At 41.0% G+C, this 16330-nt stretch carries 17 protein-coding genes; 7 read left to right on the top strand and 10 right to left on the bottom strand.

Annotated elements, in window-relative coordinates; genetic code table 11:
* Positions 1-19 precede the first annotated feature (19 nt).
* The 4 genes from fadE to purM all read right to left on the bottom strand — a co-directional run bounded on the left by fadE (position 20) and on the right by purM (position 5269).
* Positions 20-2572 (bottom strand): acyl-CoA dehydrogenase FadE, encoded by a 2553-nt coding sequence (gene fadE / locus BAE46_RS01290; RefSeq protein WP_083256761.1) that lies wholly within the window; start codon positions 2570-2572, stop codon positions 20-22.
* A gap of 177 nt (positions 2573-2749) precedes the next feature.
* Positions 2750-3526 carry a DUF3108 domain-containing protein gene (locus BAE46_RS01285; protein ID WP_006003809.1) on the bottom strand — a complete coding sequence of 259 codons (777 nt, stop codon included), beginning with the start codon at positions 3524-3526 and terminating at the stop codon, positions 2750-2752.
* Positions 3507-4232 (bottom strand): phosphoribosylglycinamide formyltransferase, encoded by a 726-nt coding sequence (purN, locus tag BAE46_RS01280; RefSeq protein ID WP_006003806.1) that lies wholly within the window; start codon positions 4230-4232, stop codon positions 3507-3509. The genes BAE46_RS01285 and purN overlap by 20 nt, the downstream gene beginning before the upstream one ends.
* The gene (gene purM / locus BAE46_RS01275; RefSeq protein ID WP_006003803.1) at positions 4232-5269 is read right to left on the bottom strand and encodes a phosphoribosylformylglycinamidine cyclo-ligase; all 1038 of its coding nucleotides are present in this window, start codon (positions 5267-5269) and stop codon (positions 4232-4234) included. Before purM ends, purN begins: the two co-directional genes overlap by 1 nt.
* 287 nt (positions 5270-5556) lie before the next feature.
* Here purM and BAE46_RS01270 point away from each other — a divergent pair, with 287 nt between their 5' ends.
* Together BAE46_RS01270 and hda are read left to right on the top strand one after the other, a co-directional pair.
* Entirely contained in the window at positions 5557-6600 is a 1044-nt protein-coding gene (locus BAE46_RS01270; protein WP_141567207.1) for a DUF2066 domain-containing protein, read from the top strand.
* Positions 6601-7308: a DnaA regulatory inactivator Hda gene (hda, locus tag BAE46_RS01265; RefSeq protein ID WP_070111585.1), complete on the top strand. Its 708-nt coding sequence runs from the start codon at positions 6601-6603 to the stop codon at positions 7306-7308.
* 57 nt (positions 7309-7365) lie between these two features.
* Here hda and BAE46_RS01260 read toward each other — a convergent pair whose 3' ends face one another.
* The gene (locus BAE46_RS01260; protein WP_083256760.1) at positions 7366-7887 is read right to left on the bottom strand and encodes a DUF2069 domain-containing protein; all 522 of its coding nucleotides are present in this window, start codon (positions 7885-7887) and stop codon (positions 7366-7368) included.
* Positions 7888-7913: 26 nt separating this feature from the next.
* Positions 7914-8504, bottom strand: a complete 591-nt coding sequence (gene wrbA / locus BAE46_RS01255; protein WP_006003797.1) for an NAD(P)H:quinone oxidoreductase — start codon at positions 8502-8504, stop codon at positions 7914-7916.
* Between the two features lie 165 nt (positions 8505-8669).
* Between wrbA and BAE46_RS01250 the strand changes: the two genes are divergently transcribed.
* Positions 8670-9143 carry a TlpA family protein disulfide reductase gene (locus BAE46_RS01250; RefSeq protein WP_040520281.1) on the top strand — a complete coding sequence of 158 codons (474 nt, stop codon included), beginning with the start codon at positions 8670-8672 and terminating at the stop codon, positions 9141-9143.
* Positions 9144-9211: 68 nt separating this feature from the next.
* Here the strand turns inward: BAE46_RS01250 and bepA are convergent, their stop codons facing one another.
* Positions 9212-10654 carry a beta-barrel assembly-enhancing protease gene (bepA, locus tag BAE46_RS01245; RefSeq protein ID WP_070111660.1) on the bottom strand — a complete coding sequence of 481 codons (1443 nt, stop codon included), beginning with the start codon at positions 10652-10654 and terminating at the stop codon, positions 9212-9214.
* A 228-nt stretch (positions 10655-10882) separates the two neighbouring features.
* On the opposite strand from bepA, the gene BAE46_RS01240 reads away from it, so the two are divergent.
* Positions 10883-11953: an AI-2E family transporter gene (locus tag BAE46_RS01240; RefSeq protein WP_006003794.1), complete on the top strand. Its 1071-nt coding sequence runs from the start codon at positions 10883-10885 to the stop codon at positions 11951-11953.
* An 82-nt stretch (positions 11954-12035) separates the two neighbouring features.
* Here the strand turns inward: BAE46_RS01240 and bcp are convergent, their stop codons facing one another.
* Positions 12036-12494 carry a thioredoxin-dependent thiol peroxidase gene (bcp, locus tag BAE46_RS01235; protein ID WP_006003793.1) on the bottom strand — a complete coding sequence of 153 codons (459 nt, stop codon included), beginning with the start codon at positions 12492-12494 and terminating at the stop codon, positions 12036-12038.
* A complete protein-coding gene (locus BAE46_RS01230) occupies positions 12472-13041 on the bottom strand; it encodes a glycine cleavage system transcriptional repressor (RefSeq protein ID WP_006003789.1) in 570 nt (189 codons plus the stop codon). Before BAE46_RS01230 ends, bcp begins: the two co-directional genes overlap by 23 nt.
* A gap of 191 nt (positions 13042-13232) precedes the next feature.
* Here BAE46_RS01230 and dapA point away from each other — a divergent pair, with 191 nt between their 5' ends.
* The 3 genes from dapA to purC are packed head-to-tail and all read left to right on the top strand — an operon-like array spanning position 13233 to position 15969.
* Positions 13233-14111, top strand: a complete 879-nt coding sequence (gene dapA / locus BAE46_RS01225) for a 4-hydroxy-tetrahydrodipicolinate synthase (protein WP_006003787.1) — start codon at positions 13233-13235, stop codon at positions 14109-14111.
* Positions 14112-14117: 6 nt separating this feature from the next.
* Positions 14118-15221 carry an outer membrane protein assembly factor BamC gene (bamC, locus tag BAE46_RS01220; protein ID WP_070111584.1) on the top strand — a complete coding sequence of 368 codons (1104 nt, stop codon included), beginning with the start codon at positions 14118-14120 and terminating at the stop codon, positions 15219-15221.
* A 31-nt stretch (positions 15222-15252) separates the two neighbouring features.
* Positions 15253-15969, top strand: coding sequence for a phosphoribosylaminoimidazolesuccinocarboxamide synthase (gene purC / locus BAE46_RS01215; RefSeq protein WP_006003783.1), 717 nt, complete (start codon positions 15253-15255; stop codon positions 15967-15969).
* Here purC and yfaE read toward each other — a convergent pair.
* Complete coding sequence (gene yfaE, locus BAE46_RS01210; RefSeq protein WP_006003781.1) at positions 15966-16253, bottom strand: class I ribonucleotide reductase maintenance protein YfaE; 288 nt, start codon at positions 16251-16253, stop codon at positions 15966-15968. The two genes, purC and yfaE, sit on opposite strands and share 4 nt — an antisense overlap.
* Positions 16254-16330 lie beyond the last annotated feature (77 nt).

Below are 16330 nucleotides of genomic sequence, written 5' to 3'. Positions count from 1 at the left end.
ATCCTAATTAAATCTGCATCTATGTCACACTGTTTGTGTCTTTAGCAGTGCTCTTTGCTGCAGCCGCGGACGTGTCCTTGTCTACAGATTTAGCCGTATCCGGCGTCGCCGCTTTTACAGCACGTTTACGCGCGGGCTTAGCTACTTTTTTGCTATTTGATGCGAGCAATTCCTGTGGGTCAAAATCATCCACATTTATAGTACGCAAACGTCCCGCTTCAGTAGCCGTTAGCAGTTCGGCCTCTTCTTCACTAATAATGTCGGCTGCTAAAGCTTGTATAGCCAAGTCATCAAGCTGTGTCATCGGCAGTTTCTTTCCCATTGAAGCACAAATTCGGTCAAAAATAGGCTCTACTTTTACCATGTTCTCCAATGTTTGTTCTAGGTCACCAAACAAACTACCTTCTATACGCGTTAGGTATTGGCCATTGCCTAAACGATCCCTTGCTGGCCCTGGCTTTTGCAATATATCCGCAATTTTATGTTCGACCTTATCGCTTGGCTTATCATTAACTTTGCCATAAGGCTGCACAATTGTGCGTAACAAGAGACCCACTGGGACAGAGGGAAAGTTACGAATGAAATCGTCAATTGCCACGTCTATGTTATGTAAACAGTCTTGCATTGCCCATTCTAAAAAGGGAAGGTCTTCTTTAATTCGTCCCTGTTCATCGTAGCGTTTGAGTGTTGCTGAAGCTAAGTACAAATGGCTAAGTACATCACCTAAACGCGCTGACAAACGCTCTCTTCTCTTCAAGGATCCTCCCAGTACGCCCATAGAAACGTCGGTCAGTATGGCAAGATTTGAGGAGTATCCCTGTAGGCTTCTGTAGTATCCAGCGGTCTCATCCTTAAATGGTGCACTACTAAGACGATTACGTGATAGTGAGAACCAAAGTGAGCGCACGGTATTACTAACCGCAAAGCCAATGTGACCGAACACAGCCTCATCAAATGTCGTTAGCTGCTCATGCTCGTCGTTAACCTGGGCCGCATATAGTTCTTTTAATACATAAGGATGGCAGCGCATTGCGCCTTGACCAAATATCATCATATTACGCGTAAGAATATTTGCACCTTCAACGGTAATAGAAATAGGCACACCTTGATAAGCTCGTCCCAAATAGTTTGTGGGGCCTAAACAAATACCTTTACCTCCATGCACATCCATTGAGTCGTTTACAACTTGGCGCATTCTTTCGGTTAAGTGATACTTGCAAATGGCTGAAATAACCGATGGTTTCTGGCCTAAGTCTACACCAGCGGTAGAAAAAGAGGTAACAGCGTCCATTAAATACGCGTTTCCGCCTATTCTTGCCAGCATTTCTTCAACGCCTTCCATTTGACCTATAGGCAAGCGGAATTGACGGCGAATGCGTGAATATGCACCTGTGCTGAGGGCTAATTGCTTGGCGCCACCCGCTGCTGAGGAGGGTAACGTAATGCAGCGTCCTACCGACAAACACTCCATTAACATACGCCAGCCTTTACCGGCCATTTTTTCACCACCAATAATGTAACTTAAGGGCACAAACATATTGGTACCCTTAACGGGACCGTTGTGAAACGGAACGTTAAGCGGGAAGTGTCTACGTCCAATCTCTAAACCTTTAGTTTTGCGAGGGATAAGCGCACACGTAATGCCTAAATGCTTTTTCTCGCCTAACAGACCTTCTGGATCTTCGAGTTTAAATGCTAGCCCAATTACAGTTGCAATGGGTGCTAGTGTAATGTAGCGCTTCGAAAAGGTAAGGCTCATACCTAACACTTCCTTACCTTCAAATTCACCTTTACATACAATACCAACATCGGGGATTGAACCTGCATCTGAACCGGCTTCAGGGCCTGTCAACGCAAAACATGGAACGTCTTTACCAACGGCTAAGCGGGGCAAGTAATAATCTTGTTGTTCTTTGGTGCCGTAGTGCTGTAAGAGTTCACCGGGACCAAGAGAATTAGGAACACCAACGGTAGACGATAACACTGCACTTACACCTGCTAATTTTTGTAAAACGCGAGACTGCGCAAAGGCAGAATATGCCAGCCCTCCATATTTTTTTTCTATGATCATGGCAAAGAATTTGTGTTCTTTTAGAAATGCCCAAATTTCGTCGGGTAAATCGGCATCGACATGGTTTATCTCCCACTCATTGACCATTGTGCACACTTCTTCACAAGGACCATCTAAGAATGCCTGCTCTTCACTCGTTAAATGTGGACGAGATATAGCGTGCAGTTTCTGCCAGTCGGGCTTTCCCGTAAATAGATCGCCGTCCCACCAGACGGTGCCTGCGTCTATTGCCTCTTTCTCAGTGTCAGATAACTCAGGCGTAACTGACTTATAAAACGACAAAAGTTTTGTCGAAAGGATGCTCACGCGGATGGGGCTATAGGCAATAGGCAAAGCGACTAAAATGAACAAAATCCATCCAAGTATGCCAATACCGCCGGCAATGGTGCCGATAACCATTGTTAAAGCTAATACGCTAACGCATGTGATAAGTGAATATCGCTGATAGGCGACTACTCCAAACACTGCTATAAAAATTAAAAACCATACTATATCGAACATATTCTCTCCAAAGGTCAGACCAGACGTTCAAAATGTAACCATAATTATCTAATAAATCAAGTTAATGATACTAATAATGTGCTAACTATCTTCGTGAATTCATGGTGTTTTCGCTCGGCATCGATCGGTTGATACCGCTTTTCGTGTGTTATATAGGCGCACTATAAGCACTAATTGTTATAAATATTTAAATGTTTTTAACTGGACGTCACCTTGCTCGCTTTCATCTTTAAACTGCTGTATGCGTACCAGGTTATAATTGAGACTTGGCGCAAACCAAGCATACGTTACTCTTCTAGGTGACTCACGACCAATCAGTACTTTAATCGCGTTAATATTCCCATAGGGGAGGCTTAAATTCTCAGTCGCCATCACCTCAAGTTGATACTGGCGCTTTTCACCTCTGTAGTTGATGAAATTGTAAACCTTATTGGTGTTGCCATTGGCTAGTTGCTGTGGGAAATCTATTCTGAATAGCTGATTGTCAAGCTCATCATCCCAAGGAAGCGATGCACTTTCATCCACATGAATTTTTTGATTTAACTGATCGAAATTCAGCAAAAGTGTTTTGTTTGGGCCTGTGCCGGAACGCTTATAGTAATATTCAAGTGGCACCAAATTTCCTAGTTCGTTAGAGAAAGTAGTTTTTTCAAAGCGCTCATCGGTTAAAAAGAAACGCGAAACAATGGACTCATAAGTTAACTCGTAATGCTTGCCGGTTAGTGATTTTAGCTCAAGTAGCGCAATACCCACATCATTACCTGAACGAAACGCGACATACTTTGCACTAAAAGGTTTTAAATTTATGCTTGGCGCAGTGGATTCTTGTGTCGCTGCTGGTGGATTTGCCTCTATATTTATTTCAGCGAATGCATATGCTGGTGAAGCGGAAAAAGTATAAAATACTATTAAAAATAGCATTTTAATGAAAGCGCTAGTGTTTTTCCTCGTCATTTTTTAAGCCCTTATTATTATTTATTCTTATTGTACAGCCTGCTGATGTATTGTCTGGAGACAGTGAGAAGTCTAGGTCATCATCGAACCATACTTTGTCTTGCTGCAATCGTAAAGTGCCTTGGCAAAACCACTTAACGGCTAAAGCGTAAATAAGCCACTCAGTACTTGCCAATTTCGAGCGTAAACTGGGCATCGAATCGTTATCACAGACAGCAATCACTGACTGTAAGACTACCGGCCCGCCGTCTAGCTCAGCAGTAACAAAATGAACTGAAGCGCCATGCTGTTTATCTTTATTATCAATTACTTTTTTATGCGTATATAAACCTGGGTATTTTGGCAATAATGAAGGGTGAATATTTAACATTTTTCCGTGAAATTGACTTACAAATGCTTTACTTAATATGCGCATAAATCCTGCTAATACCACTAAATCAGGTGCTAATTTAGTAAGATGGGCAGCTAACTCTTCATCAAATTTATGACGGCTGTCGTATGCTGTATGGTCAAGAACGAGGCTTTGAATGCTATGAAATTTAGCTCGTTCTAGGGCATATACGTTGTGTACATTAGAAATAACAGCAACCACTTTGCCATTTATAAATCCGCCAGAGCATTCGTTTATAATAGCTTGCAAGTTGCTGCCTGAGCCGGATACTAAGACAACAATACGTTTAGGGAAACATGCTACGGGCAATACCATTACTCAATAATAACCGCTTCATCACTCGTTTTTTCTTCTAGCCTACCTATAATCCACGCATTCTCACCCGCGGCTGACAAAAAATCGACAATGTCACGAGCATCGTCATTATCGACTGCCAATAACAAGCCTACACCGCAGTTAAACGTGCGATACATCTCATGAGTGTTTACATTCCCTTTTTCTTGTAGATAAGTAAAAATTACTGGCCATTCCCAAGAAGCTGCGTCTATTTTTGCCGCTACGTTATCAGGCAGAACTCTAGGAATGTTCTCCCAAAAACCACCGCCGGTAATGTGAGAAATTGCATTGACCTTATATTTTTCAAGTAGCGCCAGCGTATTTTTAACATATATTCGGGTAGGCTCTAATAAGTGATCGATAATAGGCTTGCCGTGCAAGGCTTCATTGACATCAACCTTGGCAACTTCAATGATTTTTCTAATTAAGGAATAACCATTTGAGTGAGGGCCAGAAGAGCCTAATGCAATTAAGCAATCGCCTGCCTTGACTTTGGTGCCGTCAATTACTTCGCTTGCTTCTACAACGCCGACACAAAAGCCTGCTATATCGTAGTCGTTGCCGTGATACATACCCGGCATTTCAGCAGTTTCACCACCGACCAGCGCACAGTTGGCTAACTCACAGCCTTTGCCAATGCCCGTAACAACGGAGACAGCGGTATCGACATCGAGTTTTCCAGTTGCGTAATAATCTAAAAAAAACAGAGGCTCTGCACCTTGCACAATGAGGTCATTTACACACATTGCGACCAAATCAATGCCAATGCCGTCGTGTCTATTATTGTCCATAGCTAGGCGCAATTTTGTACCAACGCCATCTGTGCCCGATACCAAAAGTGGATTTTTATATTTTTGAGGCAGTGAGCAAAGAGCGCCGAAACCGCCCAAGCCACCCTTAACTTCGGGTCGGTGGGTAGCTTTTGAAACAGACTTAATACGTTCAACTAATTCATTGCCCGCGTCTATGTCGACACCGGCATCTTTATAACTCAATGATTGGCTTGAATCAGTCATTTGTCATCCTTACTTAATTTGGCTTTATAAATCGCGACATATATTACCAGTATGAGGAATTAAAGGGTATTAAAAACTAAACTAAAATTTTAATGCAAAACACGCATAAATGTTCGACAATAGTGTTTATACGAAAACTATTATAAGAGGTTGGTTTGTTAAAATCGCTTAAAAGCCTTTTGCTTGTGTGCTTATATAAACGACTAAATACACGCAGAAATAGTCAAAATAACGCTAAAAACCATACTTTCATCAGCCTGAAGCACCTTTGCGCTTTACTTATTTTGATGAGTTTTGTTAGTGCCGCAGGTAATATTGAACATGTCAATATTGGTCGTATAGCAGTAAATGATCAGTCTACAAACAGCCAACAAAAAGCGGGGAAATTAGCGCTTAAACAGGTTTTTATAAAGTTAAGCGGTAATATTGATGTCGTAAATGAGAATGAAATATCTAAAGCAATTGACAATTACGAACAGTTTCTTATTGCCAGCAGCTTTATTCAACAAGGTCAGAATTTGGTGTTTGAAGCTAGCTTCAATCAAGCCAAAGTGCAAAGTTTATTGGTCGCTAGTGGTCGTAACGTGTGGGCGAGTTTACGTCCGTCCGCCGTTATTTGGCTGGCTATAGAAAATAGTGAAAATCAAAAAAATATAGTGTATCGGAGCTCATTCAATGACATGGCCCAGAATATTGACTCAAAAGCCTTTGCTAGGGGTGTTGAAGTCGTTATTCCATTAGGAGACTTAAATGATGCAATGAACGTATCGGTATATGATGTGTGGAATCAGTTTATTTCAAAGCTGCAGGACCAAAGTGTGCGTTACAATACTGACTATCTGATTAGTGCAACCGTGGAACAAATCAGTGAGTCACTGGCCACTGAAAAAATTCCTAGAGACGCAACACATAAACTCGACTATGTGATTACTAGTGCAGATTTCAGGCGTCCCAAAAGTGTTGAAACCGGCCGTGTGTTTGGCCGCAGTGAAGAGGCTGTAGTAATAGAATTAGTTGATATCTACGCCAATGTATTGGCTGAACAATTTACCTTAAACACGCAGTCAGAAACAGGCAGTCAATCTATTAGGGCTGCTATTAGCGGCATTGATTCTTTAGCCGACTACGTCAATATGTTGGCCTTGATAAAGTCTGTGCCCTCAGTTAAAAATATTAAACTAATTAAACAGAAAAACGATATAGCCTTAGTCGAAATTGATCAAAAAACATCAATAGCGCAACTCAAGTCTATACTGCTGCTAGACAAACGTCTCAGCTTAGATACGACGTTTCAGCAGGCTGAGATATCGTTTAGGTGGCAGGGCGAATAGATGCAGCTAGTTCTCCCAGTATCATTTCGCAAGCAAGATAGCTTACACAATTTTGTGGAAGGTAAAAACAGTCAGCTTATTTGCCATTTGCAGAACGTACTTAATGATAAAGTTGATTATCCTCAAGCCTCTCAAAGAATTTGTGTATTAACAGGTGGACCCGGGGCCGGTAAATCGCATCTGCTGCTTGCTACTTGCGAACAAGCTGCTTTGAGCGGGTTAACGCAGCAGTATATTGATCTCGTTCACACTATAAATATGCCACCTGAAATGCTGCTAGGACTTATCAGTAAAGATGTGGTGTGTATAGACAATCTTCAAGCCGTTAGCGGTGTAGCAAATTGGCAAACGGCGGTTTTTGACATCATAAACCAATTCACTGAAGCTCAGGGTGCACTGTTATTAATTGCCACAAGTGAACCAATTGATCAAATAGAATATGCCCTTGTTGATCTGCGCACGCGCCTATCTTGGGGTACTAATTTTACGCTACAACAGCTCAATGATGACGATAAATATAGAGCGTTGGAGAATCATCTTAAAGCAATTGGTATCGCCTATACACAAGATGCGATAGGATTTTTACTTAGTCGAACCTCGCGCGACATGCACGATCTTATGCTGCTGGTAAATACTTTAGACAAGGCCTCGTTTGAAAGTAAGCGCAAAATAACTATTCCATTTATTAAAACCACCTTAAATTTATAAGGCGGTTTTGTCGGAATATTTCATTAGCGGGTAAGGCAGGCATGAGCCTATCAAAACTTATTTCTCGAAAAACTTTTTTTCGTCCTCCATTACCTTACTCAATTTAGGCAGGCCAGTGCCCAATTCTTGGCCACGTAAACGTGCAAACATTGCGCAGCCTGTAAACATCATTATTACAAAAATCATTTCAATAGACGCATGTAAAAAATAGCTAGGCTCAACATACATGGTAGTCGCGCTATGCATAAAATACCAAAGCACTACAAAGCACGACCAAGCATGTGTGTAAGGTTTAGCCTTGATAATACCGTGAAGTGGGAATAGCAGCGGTAACAAATACATGATAAAAATAAAGAGGAAAGAATAATCGCGTGCGCCTGTTAACACTAGATACCATATAGACATCCACGCTAACAGACCGAGGTGGCCTACAAGCGCCAAATAACGATATCGCTTTACCTTAGGCGACATAGGCACAAGATGGGGCGGCAATTTTTTTTGCGCATCTTCGATCATGTTGTCATCATCACTTAGGTCGTTACTGGCGCCTAGCGTGTGGGGCTTTTTGCTTTGAACCATGTGGTCATCTCTTATTTTATATACATTTATGTGGCTAATTTTATTGCGTGCTGCGCTAATCTGATGCCCATTTTAACACTTAATATTGCTTCGTCATTACTAAGTTCGTCACTACTTCCTATTTGTACACTCGACACGCCATATGGACTGCAGCCTGAGGCGGTTGCATGCAACTCCGGTTCAGAATATGGCAAGCCTACGATACACATACCGTGATGGAACAAAGGTAACATCATAGATATAAGCGTTGTTTCTTGTCCTCCATGCATGCTGGAGCTTGCAGTAAAAACACAGGCGGGCTTGCCGACCAGTGTGCCTTTTAACCATACATCGGTTAAAGAATCTATAAAATGTTTCAAAGGAGCGGCCATATTGCCAAAGTGAGTCGGACTGCCAAGCGCTAAGCCATCGCACTCTACCAGATCTCTTTTACTCACGTAAATATCGCCTTCATTTGGCACTGATGGCTCGTTATTTATGTTCGTTTTAGTGGTAATGCTAGGCACCGTCCTAAGCACAGCACTTGCACCTGCTTGCTCAATGCCTGCGGCAATTTTTGTCGCCAATTTTTTTGTTCGGCCATTTTTTGAATAGTAAAGTACTAATACTTTAGTCATTAAACATCTCCTTTTTGTTATTTAATATACTGCTAAAGGTAGCTAACTCGTTTTTTCTCAAAAAAGTAAGTCCTTGACGAATTTCAAAATATCTAAGCTTGTGATATGACCTAGGTTTAGGCATTATTGATTATCCTTAATTATAAAAAAATATCGGTGCAAAAGGTGACTAATAAATTACACAGTGCGCTTGCGTGGTCTAGCATAGCGGTTGCTGCTTTTGCGGCGGGATTATATGCCTATAGTCTAGCGTCTTATGATTTTAAAACCTTAAATGAAAACACTTACAAACATTCTGACTTAAGGGGCTCTGTTGTTGTTATTAATTATTTTGCAGAATGGTGCGCGCCTTGCTTACGTGAAATCCCACATCTGAATGAATTTTATCATCAAGCTCCCAATAATGTGAAACTCTTTGCGGTAAGTTTTGATGACCTCAGCAACGAAAAGTTAAGTGCTATCCGATATAAATATAATATACAGTTTCCATTAATCTCTGAAATTGTAACTAATTTTCCATTCGAGAAGCCACAATATTTGCCCGCTACGTTCATTATAAAGGCAGACGGAACGTTAGCAGGCCAGCTATTAGGCGAACAAACGAAAACCGCATTAAATGATGTTGTGTCTGCGCTTTAATGCAAGCAATGCAAACAACGCACATTACTTGGGTATCGTAAACCGAAGTGAACGATGTGCTAGCATAATTAAATATTCAAGCTCATCATTGAGGCCTGCGCTTCGCGAAATTGTTCAATACGACCTTTAATTCTTAGTTTTTCTAAAGTGTCAGAGTCGACCTGATTATAGGCAAACTGCAGCTCATCTATGGCCAATGGATATGCTAAAATAAGCGCATAAATTTCAGCTTTAGTCATATGTGCTTCTTTTTTCATCTGGCTGCGGCTGTAGGCGTCATTAAGTAGTTGATAGGCTAAGAAGTTCTCTTTGTTTACTAAGAGCAAATCTCGTAGCATCTGAATAGCTGGCTCAAAATTTTGGGCACTTATATAAGCATTAGCTAAATTAAGTGTTAGCACAGAATTTTGGGGTTTATTAAGCCATAGTGGAGTCAGCAACGATATAGCGCTGCTAGGCGCGTCTTGCTTAATGTAAATGTCGGTCATTAGATCTAAGTAAAATAAATTCTCTTTGTCGTTAAGCATCAGTTTATCGAGTATGTTTTTTGCTTCATCATATCTTTGTAGTTCAAATAAGCTAATGGCTAAGCCATATTGAGCGCCTTTTTGTTTAGCATTATTGCTGCTGGCTAACTGGCTCGAAAAAAGGTTAATATTGCGCTTGGGCGAGCTCATGTAACGCCCCTGTATTCGAGCCTTTGCCAAATGAAAATCGAGACTAGGCGGCACATTACGAACGCCAAAGCTGCGTGCACGCGTGGTCGTTTGTGCAACTCTGTCAGCGGGCAGTGGATGCGTTTGCAAAAAAGATAACTGGGTCGAACGACCACGCGATTGTGCCAGTAACTTTTCAAAAAAACCGGGGGCGCCTTGGGGATCAAAACCAGCGCGATACAAAATATTAATGCCAATATTGTCGGCTTCTATTTCATTAGTTCGCGTAAAATTAATGTTTGCCTGCTGTCCAGCCGCAGAGCTGGCTTGCACCGCAGCTATACCCGCTTCTGGGTCTGCCATGGCCAGCAATATTCCGCCTATTAAACTAGCAATTTGAAGCGGCGAATTCCGTTTTTGCATTTGTACGCGCCGGGCTAAATGCCTTTGGGTAACGTGTGCAACTTCATGCGCTAATACCGACGCCAACTCGCTTTCGGTAGATGATGCAGTTAACAAACCGGTATGAATACCAATATGGCCACCGTAAAATGCAAACGCATTTAGAACGGGATTGTTGATCATAAAAAATTGGAAGGGGAATTTCGTGTTATCAGCGTGAATAACCAACCTGTTACCAATACCTTGAATATATTCTTGCAAAACGGGGTCTTGCACTAAAGGGGCTTGTCCTCTTAGCTGACGCATAATAATGTCGCCCACTATTTTCTCTTTGTCTATGGTAATTGCGTCAGAAGCTACCACGCCAATTTCAGGCAATTGATTACGGTTATTATCGCCTAAACCCAATACACTTTGTGCTATACAAAGCTGGGAGAACACGCATAGGCACATCACAAGAATGCATTTATTATAAGCGATTAATTCATTCCACAATAACTTCATCTATATTCGTTGCTTCCATCTTGGTCTATATAACTTATACTATGCATAGACCAATAACGCTCAGCTAAGTTTCAGCAAACAGCGTTATTGATTGTAAGCGAACAATATATCGTGAATAACAACGCTTCACCATCTTAAACAATATAAAGTATCACGACCCATTTAAAGGTAGGCAACATGCTCGGTGTTTTCGGAAGCTGGTATAGACGCAAATTTTCTGACCCAAATGCGCTTATGCTTTTATTATTTCTTCTTATAGTTGCGGTTGTATTCTACGTGTTTGGCGGAATATTGATGCCGGTGCTGGTAGCTATCGTTATTGCATACTTGCTAGATGTGCCTGTCACAAAAATGGAAAAACTAGGCGTTAAAAGATGGTTAGCCACAAGCGCCACATTAATTGTATTTTTTATCATCACATTTTTATTAGCTATAAGTTTAATTCCGATCATAACAAAACAAGGTATTAACCTAGTTAGGGACATTCCTCTTATTTGGGACTCTGCACAAACGTGGCTTGTCAGTTTACCTGCCAAATACCCATCACTTATCGAAGTAGAGTACATTCAATCAACTATGCAAGGCATGAATGAAAGATTGGTTTCGTTTGGTGAACAAGTATTGTCAGCCTCGTTTAGTTCTATAGGTAATATTGTCGCAGTATTAATTTATATTGTACTGGTGCCGTTGATGGTCTTTTTTATGCTTAATGATAAAAAAGCATTTATGCAAAGCATCTCTTCTATTTTACCGAAGGAAAGACGTTTAATCACGCAAGTGGGTGAGGAAATGAATTTGCAAATCGCGAACTATATTCGTGGCAAGGTTATTGAAATAGCGATTGTTGGCTCCGTGAGCAGTGTTGCTTTTACGATTCTTGATTTAAGATTTGCTGTATTACTTGGTGTGCTAGTGGGATTCTCAGTGCTTATTCCTTACATTGGGGCTGCAGTAATTACCATACCGGTTGCCGTGGTGGGGCTGTTTCAGTTTGGGTTAAGCTCTTCGTTCGGATATTTAATGATTGTTTATTTTGTTATTCAGGCGCTTGACGGCAATTTGTTAGTGCCTATTTTGTTTTCAGAGGCGGTGAGTTTGCATCCGCTCTACATTATTGTGGCGGTGCTCTTATTTGGCGGTATATGGGGATTTTGGGGTGTATTCTTTGCTATTCCTTTAGCCACCTTGGTCAAAGCACTCATTACCGCTTGGTCTTCACCCAAGAATACGTCAGAAACATTGGCGTAAAGGGGCACTTGATTATCGATTTACGTGCATTAAAAAAGCCTGCAGCATGCAGGCTTTTTTAATGCGACTAAGATCACTTTTACTATAAAGCTGCCAGAACAACTTCATGATGGTCTTTTGTCTTGAACTTATCAAATACATGAGTAATCTTGCCTGTTTCATCTATTAGAAAGCTCAGTCTATGAATACCGTCATATTCTTTACCCATAAATTTCTTCAAACCCCATACGCCGAAAGTATCAGCGACGCTATGATCTTCGTCAGACAATAAATCAAAATTGAGCATCTCTTTTTCAGCAAATTTAGCTAATTTGCTCACTGGATCGGGACTAATCCCCAGTACGGTTACATCCTTAGCGTTTAGTTTTTTTATGCTGTCACGTAGGCCTTTTGCCTGCACGGTGCAACCCGGTGTCGAAGCCTTTGGATAAAAGTACACCAGCACTTTTGAGCCTTGTAAAGACGATATGTCAACGCTTTGACCACGCTGATTTTGAAGGGTAAACTGTGGCGCATTGTCACCAGCTTTCAGTGTATTCATCATTTTCCTCTATTGGTTTATGGCTTAATTTACCATGAAGTCCCATTCCGTGGAGAAGCGACTTAATGTTTGTGTCAAAAGCAATTAAGTCAGTGTTTTTTGGTGCAGTTAAAATCATTTTACATTCAAGAATATTTTGATCTTCTTTACGGTATGTTTTTTGCCGGACCGCGCTAACAGATACCCCGCAAAAGGCTAAACCTTGCGTGACTTTGTGCATAACACCGCTGGCATCGGCCCCTGAAAAGGCGAGGTTAATCACTTGTTCAATGTTTTGCTTTTGATGGCCTGTGGTACGTTTCATCATACACAGAAGATCATCAAGCACACACAGTGTCGACAAATCCATTTCAAGCATAGTAACGCCCGCCTGAGCGCCGCTGACAATCATGGTTAAGGAAAAGTCAGTACCGTATTGCGCATGGCGGCTGTCTAAAATATTACAATTATGTTTGCTTATACAGGCCGTTATGTTGCTAAGTGCAAGCAGTGAACTCTTGCCTAAGATATTCACGATGAGTTGTTCGTGTGCAGCGCGTTGTTCCATAATTTAACAAAGCCAAATAATCGTTGTCTATTGCCATATGATATCAGGTATCTAAAGATTGATGAAATTTGCGATATAAAATATTTGATGAATTGCTTTTTTCGGTAATTTATTGATTATAAAGGTTTGCAACGCTTGTTTTTAGGTCTTGGGCACACTACTATTGCGCTACAAAAAAATGAGGAGTTAAGATGTTTCGTGGTAGTTTTGTAGCACTAGTTACGCCTATGTTTGATTCAGGCGATGTCGATTATGCAAGTTTGGCAACACTAGTCGAATTTCATATACAAAATAATACTCATGGCATCGTGGCCGTTGGCACCACCGGTGAATCCGCGACGCTTCCTTTTGAAGAACATATTAAGGTTATACAATTTATTGTTGAATGTGCCACAGGAAAAATACCAGTAATAGCGGGTAGTGGTGCAAACGCTACTAACGAAGCTGTATTTTTAACTAAACAAATTGAGAAAGTAGGCGTAGACGGTTTTTTAAGTGTTGTTCCATACTATAATAAACCGCAGCAAGCGGGCTTAGTTGCGCATTTTAAAGCTGTTGCAAGCGCGTCTGATTTACCCCTTATTCTTTATAACGTGCCTTCAAGAACAGTACTCGACATGCATACTTCTACGGTGGCTATTTTAGCCTCTCACGCCAACATAGTCGGCATTAAAGACGCTACGGGTGACCTGAGTCGTTTAGCCCAATTACAGGCAGCAGTACCAAGCGACTTTCTTTTATTCAGTGGAGATGACGCCACGGGCTGCGAATTTTTAAATAATGGTGGTCACGGTGTTATATCAGTGACCGCAAATATCGTACCAAAACAAATGTCTGCAATGTGTGAATATGCTTTATCCAAAAAGTATGCACAGGCCAGCGCAATTGATGCAACGTTACAGCAACTGCATCACGCGTTGTTTTTAGAACCAAACCCCGTTTTACCCAAATGGGCATTGTATAAAATGAACAAAATGTCGTCTCCATTTTTACGTTTACCGATGATTTTGCCTGAACTAAATCATCAATTGAGTATCGAACAAGAATTAAAAGAACTAGGATTAATATAAAACCACATGAAAAATAACTTTATAGTTACTATCTTCGCTGCTTTAGCGCTTAGCGCCTGCTCAAGTCCAGGTTCAAGAGAGCGTACTTCTGGTGATTTTGAATATATGAAGGTGAAACAGCAAAGCGCTGAATTGAAAATTCCAGAGGAACTTGAAAGGCCTCAGCGCTCAAACCGTTACGACTTACCTACGCTAGCATCCTCCACAAGCGCTAAAGCGCTATTAGGGAGAGATGTAAGAATTAGTTCGCCTCGTTTGGTTTTACCCTTAGTAGCTGGTTCGCACGTGGAAGAGGGTAATGAAGGCGCTACGGTAATGTTTGATCAGGTTGATGACAATCGCTCCCTCGATAAAACCATATGGGATAAAGTGTTATCATATTTAGAGCAGAATAATATCGGTGTAGAGAGTTTTGACAGAGACAACAACACCCTCACGACTGACTGGGTCATTTCGGTTACCGAATTAGACAGTAGCTGGTATACCTTCTCGAGTGACTTTATTGAACAAGCCAAAAAATTTAAATTATCGCTTAATGTTGCACCACACGGCAGAACGGCATCACTCACGAATGAAATAGTCGATTACGTTGATGAAAATGGTAGTTCCATAATTTCCAAGATGGATCCTATTACGCAGCGTACCAACGAAGTCGATTTTTTAAACTATATCATTGAAGAATACGATTTTGGCGTACGTTTAGCGATGTCTGAGCGAATTGAAAAAATAAGAGACGGCTTTGGTTCTGAGCTTGGTGTCAACGCCGACGGCGATCCGGCTGTGATTATAAATGCAGAATACAACGACGCATGGCCTCGTTTATTGTTGGTATTACGTAAAATGGGCTTTGATGTTATTGATTTAGATCAATCGTCAGGGATAATGTTTGTGCTCTACGGTGGTGTTGAGGATGGCTTCTGGTCGGGTCTTTTCAGTAAAGAAACATTGCCTCTTGAAAAGGACAACTACCGTATTTTTGTAAAACGCGCCGGTTCAAATACGAGTATCACGTTTAAAAGCGATGAAAACGTAAATTTTGATGCAAAACAAACAAGCGATATTTTTCCTGTATTTCAAGAATACATGGCGTCTAACAACTTAGATATATAATACTAAACAACGACATATTAGTGGAGTAGACATGCGCAAAGTATCTGAACTGTATCGTGGAAAAGCTAAAACGGTTTTTGTGACTGAGGATGCTAACAAACTCATACTCGAGTTTAGGGACGATACATCTGCCTTTGATGGTGAAAAAATTGAGCAGCTTAGCCGAAAAGGAGAAGTAAACAATAAATTTAATAACTTCATCATGCAAACTCTAGAGAATAAAGGTATAAAGACACAGCTTGAATCACTTATTGATGATACTCAAAGCGTGGTCAAGAAGCTAAATATGATCCCTGTAGAGTGTGTCATTAGAAATTACGCTGCAGGCTCACTTTGCAAAAGATTGGGCGTTGAAGAAGGTCTTGCACTGTCGCCGCCTACCTTCGAGTTTTTCTTAAAAAATGACGCTTTGCATGATCCAATGATAAACGAATCACACTGCGCCTCTTTTGGTTGGGCAACACCTGAACAAATTTCTCAAATGAAATCACTTACATTTGCCGTTAACGAAGTGCTATCGCCGATATTTGAAGCGGGCGGAATGTTATTAGTAGATTTTAAATTAGAATTCGGCACGGATGAGAATGGCGATATTATTCTAGGTGATGAATTCACTCCCGATGGCTGTCGATTATGGGACAAAGAAACTAAGAAAAAGCTTGATAAGGACCGTTTCAGACAAGGCTTAGGATCCGTTGTAGAGTCTTACATTGAAGTAGCCGCTAGAATAGGTTTGGATATAGGCTAGTATTCAAATTTTATGCTAATGTCGGAAGTAGGGACCGTGCAACAGCTTAATATTTCGTCATCGTCTATAAACGCTAAAGGCTCAATACGATAATCGACTGATCCGCTTAGCAGTTTTGTCCTGCAAACGCCGCAAAATCCTTCCCTACAGTTATAGTTAACTTCAATATTCTGACGCTCTAAGGTTTCTAATACAGATTCACCTTCGTGCGTTTCAATTACCTTTCCACCAATGCTGATTGATTTAATGCGCGTAGTGTCTGTTATGGTGAGAGAATTCTTCAAATTTTTAAACTATCCTGAAACAGTTAAACGGTCTAATAAGCCCATATTTATATGAGCTTATTAGACTTATAACGATT

Origin of the sequence: Glaciecola punicea (assembly GCF_001756615.1) — a bacterium.
GTDB classification, from domain to species: domain Bacteria; phylum Pseudomonadota; class Gammaproteobacteria; order Enterobacterales; family Alteromonadaceae; genus Glaciecola; species Glaciecola punicea.
This window is presented reverse-complemented; position numbering and strand designations above follow the sequence as displayed.